Below are 14375 nucleotides of genomic sequence, written 5' to 3'. Positions count from 1 at the left end.
CGGCTTCCTCAGGGCATGTGCCCGAATCGGACTGAACGCCACCGACTATCCAGACAACCAGTGCAAGGTCGGTGTCAGCGGCATATACTGGAGATATGAATATCAGGGCGAGGAATATCCATATGAGAGCGGTGTATTGGGTGGCAACATCCCAGGAATAACAGAAGAAGATGAGGAAATATACAGCTACTACTGGTACATCTACGACGAGGAAGAGGGTATACATCTGCCGGAGGACTGCATCCATGAATTCTACTACTTCGCGAAGGATTATCTCTGCCATACCAGTAAATTACATCATGAACGCTGGTATGTTGACGGTACTGCACCTGAAACAGATCTCAACATCTCGTGGGGCGACCACCCCTGGATACCCAAGAATGATGGCGACAGCTCTGCTAATGAAGAGGATTACTGGTACAAGCCATGGGATACTTTGCCCACCGTTATCTGCAAAAAAGACGATTTCCACTTCTATGCCAACCACACCCGCAACGGCACGGAACCCTGCATATATCCGTACAACTGGCAGGACAATACGTTCTTCCGCTGGAGATGGTGGAATCCAGACACCGAGAAATACGAGTTCTGGCCGACGCCTGAAACCGAAGGTGCCATCAACGGCAGCGACATCACGGTTTCCGACTATGAGAGCTACATCAACTGGACCAATAGCTCCCTCTTCTGGATCGACAAATGCATGCCGCAGGAAGACTGGGAAGCCAACTGGTCGCAGTATGTTGAAAACTACTACGGCGGCTACATCTGGTGGATGCCCTACGCATATCCGGGAGAAGAATTCTTCGACCACGGATGCAACCACACGCTCTACTACTTCAGCAAGGACGACTTGTGCAATACCGAACAGCCAAATGAATGGTATGTTGGTGTTGACGATATGGCTCCTCAAACAGAACTGGTATTCGATGGAATAAACTTCACTGCTGGAGACAACCTTTACTATATCAGGGATGACACCGATGTATGCCTCAATGCTAGCGATTATCCAGAGAACGAGGATTGCCAGACGGGCGTGCAATATCTTGAGTACACTCTATGGTTCTGGCAGACCAGTGAATACGAGGTTAGATTGTTATCCAATCAGATCGGTGGTTTAATGTATTGGGATCCACACTTTGGCGTACTCTTTGACCCTGTAACTAATGATGAGATTGGATGGTATTATGACGCTATAGATCCAGATGGTGATGGAAACTGGAGTTCAGGAGACTATATGTACATAGAATGGGACGTAGATTGTCGTAACGATGGATATTATTCCGTTGAGAGCATTGTGAAAGATGGTTCAACTTATCTACTTATTATAAGAGATGTTACCGTGAATGCTGTAGGTGAGTGGATACCATTGATCGAGTGGACTCGATATTGTGGTGACTACATATGTCTTGGTGACTGGTTTGATGAATGTGGCAAATACGAACTTCATTACTATGCCGTTGATTACAACAACTGGAGCGAGGAGATACACGTGCCTGACATCATTGTCGACTGCACACCTCCGATAAGCATCAAGGAATATGGTGAACCAGTCCAAGTAATTCAGGAAGAAGTCGGTGAGACCGTCCATACAGTCAATGCAACTACTCCAATATGCTTCAGTGCCGTTGACCCACACATATGGGACAGCGGAGTCAAACACATACAGTATAAATTTGAAAGTACGGGGATTGGTGACCCGAGTTTATACGAATGGAAGACATTCGAGAATGTCTCTGAAGGCAAGAAATACTGCTTCACTCTGATAGACCACTTCGGTCAAGACTTCTTAGACAGCTGGTATGAGACATATAACACATCCAAGCCGTTCATATTGTACCACAGGGCGATAGACAATGTAAGCCATTATGAGGAATATTTGCCAACCAAGCAGAAGATTTACTATAACCCTCTCCTAAATGAGACAGCACCAACTATTGAGAAGGGTTACTTACAGCCTAGCATCAAGTCATCAATAATTGAGGACATGGACTATGTCACATCCGATACGCCGATATGGCTCTATGCAACAGATAACCAGTCAGGCCTTGTTAGGATAGAAGTTTCCCTGACAGGTGCCCCGTTCCCAGGGGAATGGTGGGTTGTATGGGCTGGCGGGCCTGTAGCTGAATATACAGCAACCTTCACCGTAACTGAATTCGAGGCAGGTATGGGCATTACTCTAAACGAAGGCGAGGTATACCATCTGTTCTATCGCGCATCCGATAATGCAGGACTGGTTAGCGATGAAGGCAAGCAGAAGATAATCATTGATAACACGCCACCTCAATCTACCATAGATACAATAGAATATGAACAGAACTATACAGAGCCTTTCGACATAAACGTTACTGCAAATGACCAATTCGATGAAGTTGGCGTAAGCTCTGTCACTCTCTACTACCGTTACAGCGAGGACAATGAAACCTGGGGTGATTGGATAGAATACGGAACCCAGACAGCAGGATTCACCTGGTCATTCAATGCTCCTGAAGGTCCGGGATACTACCAATTCTGTTCAGTTGCCACAGATGGCCTTGGCAATGTGGATGACGTGTTAATACCAAAGGCAGAATGCTATGTTGAGCCAGTATCTGGAGATTTCGACGGCGACGGCTCGGTTGATATTGTCGATCTCATGCAGATAGTGCAGTACTGGGGAATGTCCCAGGCCGAAAACCCAGAAGAATGGGAAACATTGGGACTTGACAAATACGATTTAGGTGGACCAGGTGGGGAACCAGATGGCGTAATAGATCTATTTGATCTCACCATACTAGCAAGTAACTGGACAGGCTAAATGAAAATGGAAAGTAAAATCAACATAAAGAGGGAAACCATGAAAGAAAATCGCATTGGAGGATGGAAAACAACTCTCCTCCTCACCACTTTTTTGGTGGTGGGGTTGTGTTTCGGAGGGGTTCAATCTTTGAGCAGTTATTCAGACGTGTCGGCAAACCCTGAGCCAGCTGTTACAATTGCCATAATGCCTGCAGAGGAAAGAGTGCCGGTTAGAGCAACTGTTACAGTAAATATCACCATAGACTCAGCAGAGCCGCTTACAGGAGTGCAGATCGATGTTGTGTTCAACCCCGATATCCTAAATGCCACTGATGTTATCAACGGAGGAATGTTTGATACATGGGGGCCTGATATGGGATTTAACTGGGCAATCGATAACGAAAACGGTACAATAAAAAGTATTGTTGCGTTTAACTTTGAGGGGACTGCAACCAACGGTGTATTTGCAACTATCAAATTTGAAACAATTGAAGCAGGAATATCAACTATAAATTTCTCCAATATAAAGTTAACAGATGCATCTTACCCCCCCCAGCAAGTGCCACAGGAAGACATTGCGGCAAATCCCGGAGTTGTCTCTACTATTACTATTTTGGAGATATTGCCTTCCGGTCAAACTGGAAGTATAAACGAAGATATATCAGTTGATGTTACTCTAAATCCTGCCGAGCCAATAAAGAGTTTGCAATTCGACATAACATTCAACCAGTCAATCATAAACGCAGTTAATGTATCTGACGGAGGGTTGTTTGACCAATGGGATTGGATTAACAAAATGGAGATAGACAATAATACTGGTACGATCAGAAATATATCTGCAATAAATCTCGAGGATAATGTTACAGATGAACCCGGAATTTTTGCAACCATAACCTTCAGAGCAATCGGATCAGGAGCATCATTTGTAAACATTTCCAATGTAGTAATAGTGAATTCTTCGTTTGAAGAAATCACTCCTTCTATAATCAATGCAACAATAACTATTGATAGCGAACCGCCAACTATACAAGATTTAACTTCTAATGTTGCAACAACTGGCGATAGCTTTACATTGAATGCCGATGTGACGGACAACATAGAAGTTTCAGCTGTTTATGTTGAATACTGGTATGGCACCGGCGAGCATACCAACGTGAGCATGGAAAAGAGCGGTGACAATTACATAAAAGTCATTACCATTGACCATACGCTCCAGCCATTGCATTACATCATCTCTGCTGTTGATACTTCCAGTAACTGGGATAGCACTGGAACAAAAGATGTTACTATTTCTGATAATGATAAGCCACAATACACATCTGTTGCTGAGCCAACAAGCGGAACCACTGGAGAATCTGTATTAGTCAGCTTTACTGCCAACGATAATATTGATGTTACATATTACAAAATCAATGTATCTGGAACTCTCCATGATATGACAAAAGATGGAGATTATTACAACTACACAATAGATATCCCGTCTAATTCAGTAGCCAATATCGTTTATAACTGCATATTCAAAGATGCTGCTGGTAATGAGAATACTACTCCAGATAGAACAATAACAGTTTCTGATAACGATCCCCCAACAGTGGCCATCACGAGCGGACCGAGCGGAACTATTGATACCAGCACTTCCACGTTTTCATGGAGCGGCTCAGATAATGTCGGTGGACTGCAGTATCGCTACAAACTGACCGGTAGCTGGTCGTCGTGGTCGTCAGCTAAAACCAAGACGTTTGGCGGTTTAAGTGATGACAGCTATACATTTTACGTGGAGGCTAGAGATGGGGCAGGGAATCCATCGTCCACTCGTACTCGATCGTTTACTGTAGACACAAATGAAGAGCCGGTAGCAGATTTTTCATATACCCCATTAAATCCGACGGACCTTGACACAATAACTTTTGATGCATCTGATTCTGATGATCCCGATGGCGATATTGTCAATTACACCTGGGATTTCGGTGATGAAAATGTAAGCTATGGGAAGAAACCAACGCATAAATACGACGACAACGGAACTTATACCGTTACACTTACGGTCAAGGATGATAAGGGTGCAACAGACACTTGTTCACAGGCAATAGAGATTGCAAATGAGCCGCCTACGGCATACTTTACCTATCTGCCAGATAAGCCAAAAGTAAATAAAGAAATTACATTTACAGATACTTCGACAGACGACGACGGCACAATAACAAATTATACATGGGACTTCGGAGACGGCAATATCAGTTATGAGCAGAACCCAACTCATAAATACGATGCGGACGGGACATACACGGCGACATTAACCATTACAGACAATGACAATGCGACAGATGTAACGTCGCTTGATATACCTGTTGAGAAAGAACCCAGCTTTATATTGCCCATAATTGCGATAATAATTCTGGCAATCATAGCAATAGCAGTGGTTATCATCTGGCGCCGCAGAACCACGAAGCAGGAATAATCTCCTTTTTTCTTTTTTTACTTTTTTATCTATATATTTCTAAATCAATGAATTTCAGTGAAATTTAAATATGTGTATCCAATACAATCTATAAAGACACATGGAGGTTATAAATATGAAAAAAATGCAAAAGAGCATATTCAGTTTGATTGTAGCAATCCTCCTTTTTGTTGGGGGCTTTACTGGAGCAATTTTAGAAGTTAGCGGTTCTTCGGATACTCAAATTGGTGTTTCGCCATACAGCCAGACTGTATCTCCTGATGAAACTTTTACCGTAAATATAACCATAGACCCGGCGGAGCCGATAATAGGTGCACAGTGCTCTATAAGCTTCAATCCATCTGTTTTAGAAGTGGTAGATATGGTAAAGGGGGATTTATTTGAGGGTTTCAATGAATTTTTTATAGATGGAATCGTAGATAATATAAATGGCACTATCAAAGCCATAGCAAACATGATATTCGGTCTGGGCAATGTATCGACTGCAGGAACGTTTGCAACAATAACGTTCAGAGCAAAATCAGCAGGCACATCACCAGTAGATTTTATTATGGGAACAGCTGAAAATCCTTCTACACTGGTTATCGGGACAGAGTATCAAACAATCATTCCTTCCCCGAATAATGGAACTGTAACGGTAACAGCTGACAATACGCCACCAACAACAACTATAACCAGTGGCCCAAGTGGAACTATAAATTATAATGATGTAACATTTGAATGGACTGGTTCTGATGATATAACTTCAACAGCCAATCTAGTTTATTCATACAAGCTAGAGGGATATGATGGTTCGTGGTCCGCATGGGTTTCTGATACCAGTAGAACATATAATGATTTGCCAAACGGTGGATATACATTCAAAGTAAAAGCCAGAGATGAGGCAGGGAATGAGGATCAAACGCCTGCACAAAGATCGTTTACTGTTGAAACTGGAGAGGACACTATTCCTCCAGAAATATCGGACATTCTGGTAACTCCTCCAGTGCAGGAAGCTGGAAAAACAGTCAAAATTTCTGCGACAGTAATTGACAATGTTGCATTGGCAGATGTATTCCTTGACATAGAGTATCCAGATGCAAGCCATTATAATTTCTCTATAAAACAGAATGTGACGGGTCATACTTATTATTGTGAGAAATCATATACGCAGTTGGGCACATACAATTTCACCATATATGCTGTCGATGACGCCAGTAATGGCAATGCATCGGCCATTCATTCATTTCAGATACAGGATACAACACCCCCGGAAATATCAGGTATAACGGCAAATCCATTTCAGGCAAGCCCTGGGCACAGGATAAATGTTTCTGCGACAGTAACCGACAATGTTGGGATAGCAGATGTGTTTCTGAACATATCATATCCAGATGCAAGCCATTATAATTTCTCTATAAAACAGAATGTGACGGGTCATACTTATTATTGTGAGAAATCATATACACAGTTGGGCACATACAATTTCACCATATATGCTATCGATGACGCCAGTAATGGCAATGCATCGGCCATTCATTCATTCCATATTAAGGATACAACGCCCCCTGTAGTAGAAGCGCTGTATCCAAATGGAAAGGAAAATGTATCTGGCGTTGTAACTATTAAATGGAATGCCACCGACAATCATGACCCTGCAAATTTACTAAAGGCAACGATAAAATACAGTGTTGATGGTGGGGTTTCTTGGCAGACGATGGTTGCGAATGCAGAAAATACGGGAGAGTATCAATGGAACACTGCCGATCTAGAAGATGGGCATAATTACCTGATAAAAATATCTGTGAAGGACTCTTCGAATAACCAGGGGACAGATACCTCAAATTCTACATTTACTTTAGATAATACACCGCCTTCCTTGTCACTTCAAAAGCCACGACGTAATCACCTGTATCTTTTTGACAGAGAGGTAATGCCAATTTTGCGTCCCAAGGCTATTGTAATTGGGAAAATAACTGTTACTGCAAATGTGAGCGATGCAACATCCGGAGTAAATAAAGTGGAATTCTTCGTGGACAACGTGAGTAAAAATATTGACAGCGAGGCGCCGTACGAATGGGAGTGGGATGAAACAGTATTCTGTTCTCACACGCTAAAAGTTACCGCGTACGATAATGCCGGAAATTCTGCATCCAGCGAGGTAGATGTAAAAGTTTACAATATCTAGTCAAAAAAGGAATCGTATTTTCCTTCCTCTATTTCTCTTTCCACATCTTTTGCATCTTTTTTATCAACTTTTATGCCCATTGATACGCATGTTCCCACAATCTCTTTTGTCTTTGCTTTCGTGTCTTTTCCCAGCAAACTTTCTTTCTTCATCTTTACAATCTCTATTACATCTTTCATTGTGATGTTTCCAACCTTCTTCTCTCTCGCATCCTGTGAACCCTTTTCGATGCCCGCCCTTTTGAGGATAAGAGCAGATGCAGGTGGAGTTCCCACTTCTATTTCGCACTGCCTTGTTGCCGGGTTAATGATTATTTTAACTGGTACCGTCGTACCGTTAAACTCTTTCGTTACTTCATTTATCTTATTCACGACCTCTACAACGTTTACTCCGTGTGGTCCAAGAGCAGGCCCTATGGGCGGACCGGCTGATGCTTTCCCTCCTTCTACAAGAACTTCTACTACTTCTGCCATTTTTATTCCTCCTTCTTTTTCAATACTCTTACCTGTTCTCCTCTGACCGTTATTGGGATTGGGACCATCGCTTCCAGCAATTCAACTGTTATCTCTTCTTTTGCATCATCTATCCTTGTTACTTTTGCCTTTTCTCCCTTGAAGGGGCCAGATATCAACTCGATGATATTTCCTTCTTCAACATTGGCAACCGCAGAAGGCGGGAACAGGAAATGTTCTATCTCCTCAAACGGTACATCTTCCTCTAAAATGTCTCTAGCATATTTCATATGCCTTATTGTCTTTTTTATTACGTCAGAATCATAACTTTCGACAAATATGTACCCTCTCAGTTCTCTTGGCGCAAGTATCGAAGCAACATCTCCTCCTTCTTTCTTTACCATTTTATAAAGCATGTTGGATACGTTCTCCTCCTGTCCTACCTGTGTTTTCACAACAAAAATTTTTGTATCTTCTTCCATAATTTCAAAGCCCTATTAAATCTCCTATCCACGGTGCAACCTTTGCAGCCAGTAAATATATCGCGAAACCTATTATCCCTATAATTGCAATTCCTATGACTGCCATCTGTGAAGTTTTGATATATTCCTCACTTTCAGGATTTCTGGCCATTTTAAGAACGCGGCCATATTTCCCCTTTCCCAATCTCTCTGTCTTTTTCTCTATTTTATACTGGATTTCCCATGCTCTATCTATTGCTTTGCTCATTTTACCGTATAATATCTATTCCATGTTCTTTGCTGCCTTCAATTTCTCCTTCTACTGACGGTCCGAGTATTTGTTTGGATTTCACGCCGGTCACCACGAGCATGACTTTTATCTCTCTTTTTAAGCTTTTATCTATTGAAGTTCCCCATATTATTGAAGCATCAGGATTTATTCTTGAATACAACTCCTCTACCACGCCTTCCGCTTCTTTTATCGTCATATCTTCTCCTCCTATAACATTTACCAACGCTCCGGTTGCATCGCTTATATCGACATCAAGTAATGGTGAGGAGAGAGCTTCTGTTACAGCATTTGTTGCCCTGTTCTCGCTGTCCGATTCTCCGATGCCTATCATCGCAACTCCGCCCCTCTTCATTATTGTCTTTAAATCCGCAAAATCCAGATTTATCAGGCCAGGTTTTGTTATCATCTCTGTTATTCCCTTTATGCTTCTCATGAGTATTTCATCTGCCATCTTGAATGCTGCATTCAGCGGCATCCTGGGAGCAACCTCGAGTAATTTGTCATTTGGGATTACAATAACAGTATCACATATCTCCCTGAGTCTTGCCAGTCCCATTTCTGCATTTTCTCTCCGTATGCGGCCTTCAACACTGAACGGCAGAGTTACTATAGCAATAGTTAGTGACCCGTCCTCTCTTGCAATCTTTGATATGATTGGGGCTGAGCCCGTACCTGTTCCCCCTCCTAGGCCGCATGTTATAAATACCATATCCGCTCCCTGTAATTTATTCCTGATATCCTCTTCACTTTCCATGGCTGCTTCCTTTCCTTTCTGAGGAAGTGAGCCCGCTCCGAAGCCCTTTGTTATATGCTTCCCTATCAATATTTTATTGGGAACACTTGCATGAAGAAGGTGCTGTGCATCGGTATTTAGTGCTATCAATTCCGCGCCATATACTCTTGCATCAACACATCTCTCAATTGTATTTGTCCCTCCTCCTCCGCACCCCACAACTTTTATTATAGTGGTTAGACCAGATAGTATTTCCTCCAGTTCTCTATTGCTCTCCTCCATCTCTCTAAGCTCTTCTTCATTCATTTCTATTTCTTGACTCTCATTATTAGCACGTGAAATTGCTTCCTCAACAATTTTTCTCATTTATCTCACCTATTTAGAAGGTAAAACAAGAACATTTATTAAAATGTTTTGATGTTTTCATTGCCTGAATAATGGATTTTACTAATTGTTTATTTGTCTGAAGCGAAGCTAAAAAGAAAAAGCAAAAAGCATGTATATGAGAAATTCATTAATTCGAGTGTGAAGATAAACCTATTAGAAAACGAAACAATAGAAAGAAAGCTCACTCCTCATCCACTGTCGTTTGTAAATTTGCATCTTTTGTGGTTCATTCCTTTGATCTGGGGATTTTTTCTTTTATGGCTTTTTAATTCTGCTTACTGGGACGGTATTGGCATCGTGGTCACAACTTTTATATGGATGGCGGGCATTGCACTTTTTGGAATAATAGCATCACTATCTTTTGTAAGGTGGAGAATATTTTTTTCATTTGTGGCCATTATTATTTTGGGCTTGATAATATCATGGGACTGGAAGCTTTGGGATAATACACATCTCTTTCTCCCGCTGTATACCATTTTCATTTTTATCCTTGGACTGCCTTTAGTTGAGATATATCGCCGTTCTCATAGGTATGTTATCACCGACCTCAGGATTCTGTTGAGGGGCGGCATAGTAAGAGTAAAGGAGAGAAGCTTAAGGTATGAAAAGATAACCGATATCGATGCTTCTCAGGGAATCATTGGAAAAATATTTGGATTTGGAGATATAATACCGATAACACCGTCCGGTTTCGGACTCGGACAGGATGAGGTGTTTGCGGGCGGCGGCGTAGAAGCGAAAAAAAAGGTGGGCATCTTTGGATTTGCAGGGGGTGGCAAGGGCATAAATACTCCTAGGACGAGGAGCTACTATGAACTCCACGGGGTGCATCCGTACAGGGGAATAAGAGAATTACTCGAGAATCTCGTTCAGCGGAATTCAGTGGCACCATACCAGCGAGAGCAATTAGAAATACAAAAGGAAATTTTGGATTCATTGAGAAGAAAGGAAGAATGAATATATTATTTGAGTTATCTGGAGAACATCCATCCCTTCCGTTGGCTGAAGCAAAGGCCTGCATGGCTGCATATGGCTTAAATTTTGGTGAAATAAAAAAGAACAGTATATTTATTGTAGATGTAGAAACAAATATGGATAAAATCAGGGAAATTGCTGGGCGGCTTGCTCTCTCATACACTGTTAATGAAGTTATAGCCCAGGGAACTGTAACCGAAGTAGAAGAAAAAATAAGTAAAATCGATTTTGGAGTGGGAAAAAGTTTTGGCATAAGTGGGAGAAGGTTCGGGGACGGAACGAGTATCTCTCTCCTAAAAAATAACATCGGTGGCGTTATAAAAAGGGAAAAAAAATTGAATGTTGATCTGGAAAATCCGGATATCGAGATAACCATATTTGCCGACAAAGAGATATATCTGTGTAAAAAAATAGCAAGTATCAATAGAAAAAAATTTGAAGGAAGGCGGTCCCAGTATAGGCCTTTCTCTCCCCCAATTTCTATCCACCCGAGAATTGCAATGGCACTTGTAAACCTGTCTGGTATTAAAAGAGGGGAGACACTTCTTGACCCCTTTTGTGGAACGGGGGGTATATTGATAGAGGCAGGACTGATAGGGGCAAAGGTTGTCGGTATAGACATTAAAAAGAATATAATCGAGGGCTGCAGAAAAAATTTGGAACATTACGGTATTGAGAGCTATACACTTTACAATGCGGATGCAACTGAAATAGCAATAAATAATGTGGATGCGATAGTATCGGACCTACCGTACGGGAGGTCTACTTACATCGGCGATGATATTGACAAACTTTATGAAAAAGCATTCATTAAAATGAAAAACTGGTTAAAACAGGGAGGCATTGCAGTTGTAGGGGTGCCCCATAAAAAGTTTATAGACGTTGGAAATAAATATCTCCATCTCGAGGAAATTCATCCTATGAGAATCCACAGAAGTTTGACTAGGTATTTCTGCGTATATAGAAACATTATATGAAATCATGGACACATGGCATGGAGAAAAGAAGGAGAACACCGCTAAGTATGCGGAAAGGGGCAAAAATCGTAATAGGAATGAAACTATATTCCATAAATAACATATACCCAAAATAAGATAAAGATATGTGCACTTAGGAGATGATAAGAATGGCCAATAACAAAAAATATGTTGAATTGCTCTGGCATCAGAAATATGATAAAATGGATTTGAGAGAAAAAATGCCAGTCGAAAGACCGAATCTCCCGTTCCAGGTTGTAGAAACGATTAATAAACCACGCAGAATACAAAAGGGGCTTGGAGATTTTGAAGAATCATTGAAACATTGGCCTGAGAATTATTCCAAAGATTGGAAGAATCTCCTCGTCTGGGGCGATAATAAGTTAGTCATGAGTTCTATGATTAAGCAGGGATGGGCTGGAAAGATAAATCTTATCTATATTGATCCACCGTTTTTCACAGGTTCCGATTTTACGATAAGAACAAAACTCGGAGACGAGAAAATTGAAAAAGAACCTTCCATTATTGAAGAACGAGCATATAAGGATACATGGAGTGGTGGAATTGCTTCTTATCTAAAATATATGTATGAGCGATTGGTTTTGATGCGAGATTTGCTGGCTGAGAATGGCTCTATCTATGTCCACTTAGATTGGCATGTAGGACATTATGTAAAGGTGATGATTGATGAGATATTCGGGTATGAGAATTGTAGAAATGAAATTGTGTGGTGCTATACGGGGCCCGTAAGAAAAGTAAAAGATTTTGCAGATAAACATGACATAATACTAAGATACACTAAGGGAGATAATCCCGTGTTCAACATAGACGAAGTCAGAATCGCATATAGTGAGAGTTTTTTGAGTAGGCGTAAATATGCGGAAGGTACTGGCGGTATTTATGCAGGAAAATTTGAAAGAGAAGAAGGAGAATTTGAAGAATATCGGAAGGGTAAGATTCCTGAAGATTGGTGGAACGATATCCCATCTGGGGGGCAAATATCACGAGATGAATTATTGGGGTTTGATACGCAAAAACCAGAAAAATTACTCAATCGCATCATCCTTGCCTCATCCAACCCTAGCGACATCGTTTTTGATGCTTTCTGCGGCTCTGGGACGACCTTAGCGGTTGCAGAAAAACTTGGTAGGCGATGGATAGGTTGCGATCTATCCAAGTTTGCCATTCAGGTTACGAGAAAGAGGCTCCTGGATATTCATAACTCAAAGGATTTACAGAATGAAGGTAGGCAATATGAAAAGCCAGCAAGACCATTTGAACTATGGAATATAGGAAATTATGAAACAATTTATTGGCAGGAAAAAGAAGATGAATACCTTGCCTTTATGTTAAAACTCTATCAGACACAGCCTCTGACGGGCTTTAGATATTTACATGGAAGTAAAGGAGATAGAGTTGTTCATGTTGGTCCTCTGAATGCCCCCGTTACAATGGAAGAGGTTGAAAAGGTTGTTGTTGAGTGTAGAGCTAACAAATTCAACAAGGCAGATGTTCTTGGCTGGGAGTGGAGTTATGAGGTGAATGAATTAGCCAAGGCATTAGCAAAGAAAAACGGCGTTGATTTAAGACTCGTTCAGATGCCTTCAGTAAATGAAATAAAATCTTCACTTGTCGGTTTTGATCTACAGCTATTGAAAGTTCCAGATCAGGTAGTGGAAAAGGAATTGGCAAAATATGTAAAATTCCCTGAGGTTGCTTATTTAGAACTTGAGACAAAGATCAAAGGCAATGAATTAAGTCTGAAAATAACAGATTTCCAGCTTTCACCGACAGCAGAACTTGCTGAGATAGCAAGAAAAGTAAAAGACTCAAGAGAACTTATAGATTACTGGGCAATCGACTGGAATTATAAGGGAGATACATTCCACAATCAGTGGCAGAGTTTTAGAGTAAAGAAAAATCCAAAGGTGGATTATAAGGCTAAACACAGATATGACGATGCTGAGGAATACCAGATTATGGTAAAGGTTGTGGATGTTTTTGGGGATGATACCAATAAAATTCTAAAGGTGGGGATAAAATGAAACAACCCAAGCAAGCCTACTTTAGGGATATGATAGAGCCGTATGAACTTTTAGAACCAGATAAAAGAAGATCAAGCCCGACTTATTTAGCCAATAAATTGAGGAAGGCAGTTTATGAATGGCGGGAGAAATGCTATCCAAATGTGACAGATACTACCCGGCGTTTATTACAATACTGGTTTAAGGATGACTGTTTGGTGGACGATGAGCCATTTCATTTCTGGTTCTGTCAAAGAGAAGCAATTGAAACACTTATCTATGTTTATGAAGTGATGAAAAAGAAAAATTTCATAGATATGGCGAGAGATTTTGGAGCAGGTCCAATAAGGGGCTATGATCCTTCTTACGACCAATATCCACTTTATGCCTTTAAGATGGCTACTGGCTCTGGTAAAACCTTTGTAATGGCTTTGATTATAGTTTGGTCATACCTTAATTGGCTAAAAGAAAACAAAGATGATTATACATCTAAGTTTTTAATTATTGCTGGAGAAAAAAATGTTATTTATGAAAGACTTACCAGGGATTTTAAGGGGGGTGAGATTTTTAAAAAATGGAAATTTATACCTCCGGAGTGGAAAGAAGACTTTAACATAAAAGTAATCTTGAAAGAGGATCCAATTCACGTAATCCCTGATGCAGTAATATTC

11 protein-coding genes are annotated in these 14375 nt (G+C 41.0%); 7 read left to right on the top strand and 4 right to left on the bottom strand.

Annotated features, from left to right (window positions below; all coding sequences use genetic code 11):
• The 3 genes from U9O96_00650 to U9O96_00640 all read left to right on the top strand — a co-directional run.
• Positions 1-2797, top strand: a 2797-nt coding sequence (locus U9O96_00650) for a hypothetical protein (GenBank protein MEA2053619.1), incomplete at its 5' end; no start/stop codon positions are given.
• Positions 2798-5236 (top strand): PKD domain-containing protein, encoded by a 2439-nt coding sequence (locus U9O96_00645; protein ID MEA2053618.1) that lies wholly within the window; start codon positions 2798-2800, stop codon positions 5234-5236.
• Positions 5237-5351: 115 nt separating this feature from the next.
• A complete protein-coding gene (locus tag U9O96_00640; protein MEA2053617.1) occupies positions 5352-7403 on the top strand; it encodes a triple tyrosine motif-containing protein in 2052 nt (683 codons plus the stop codon).
• Here the strand turns inward: U9O96_00640 and U9O96_00635 are convergent.
• From U9O96_00635 to ftsZ, 4 genes are read right to left on the bottom strand one after another with little or no spacing between them, the layout of a single operon-like run.
• A complete protein-coding gene (locus U9O96_00635) occupies positions 7400-7876 on the bottom strand; it encodes a 50S ribosomal protein L11 (GenBank protein ID MEA2053616.1) in 477 nt (158 codons plus the stop codon). The two genes, U9O96_00640 and U9O96_00635, sit on opposite strands and share 4 nt — an antisense overlap.
• A 2-nt stretch (positions 7877-7878) precedes the next feature.
• A complete protein-coding gene (locus tag U9O96_00630; protein MEA2053615.1) occupies positions 7879-8337 on the bottom strand; it encodes a transcription elongation factor Spt5 in 459 nt (152 codons plus the stop codon).
• A 4-nt stretch (positions 8338-8341) separates the two neighbouring features.
• Complete coding sequence (locus tag U9O96_00625; protein ID MEA2053614.1) at positions 8342-8584, bottom strand: protein translocase SEC61 complex subunit gamma; 243 nt, start codon at positions 8582-8584, stop codon at positions 8342-8344.
• Position 8585: 1 nt separating this feature from the next.
• Positions 8586-9707, bottom strand: coding sequence for a cell division protein FtsZ (ftsZ, locus tag U9O96_00620; GenBank protein MEA2053613.1), 1122 nt, complete (start codon positions 9705-9707; stop codon positions 8586-8588).
• A 159-nt stretch (positions 9708-9866) separates the two neighbouring features.
• Here ftsZ and U9O96_00615 point away from each other — a divergent pair, with 159 nt between their 5' ends.
• From U9O96_00615 to U9O96_00600, 4 genes are all read left to right on the top strand, one after another.
• The gene (locus U9O96_00615) at positions 9867-10685 is read left to right on the top strand and encodes a PH domain-containing protein (GenBank protein MEA2053612.1); all 819 of its coding nucleotides are present in this window, start codon (positions 9867-9869) and stop codon (positions 10683-10685) included.
• On the top strand, positions 10682-11680 hold the full coding sequence (locus U9O96_00610; protein MEA2053611.1) for a methyltransferase domain-containing protein: 999 nt from the start codon (positions 10682-10684) through the stop codon (positions 11678-11680). Before U9O96_00615 ends, U9O96_00610 begins: the two co-directional genes overlap by 4 nt.
• A gap of 140 nt (positions 11681-11820) precedes the next feature.
• Complete coding sequence (locus tag U9O96_00605) at positions 11821-13725, top strand: site-specific DNA-methyltransferase (GenBank protein ID MEA2053610.1); 1905 nt, start codon at positions 11821-11823, stop codon at positions 13723-13725.
• Between the two features lie 197 nt (positions 13726-13922).
• A partial coding sequence (locus U9O96_00600) for a DEAD/DEAH box helicase family protein (GenBank protein ID MEA2053609.1) occupies positions 13923-14375 on the top strand: 453 nt, incomplete at its 3' end.

The organism is Candidatus Thermoplasmatota archaeon (assembly GCA_034660695.1).
Lineage (GTDB): Archaea > Thermoplasmatota > E2 > UBA202 > DSCA01 > JAYEJS01.
The sequence above is the reverse complement of the archived record's forward strand: the minus strand, read 5'-3'. Positions and strand labels throughout refer to the sequence as shown.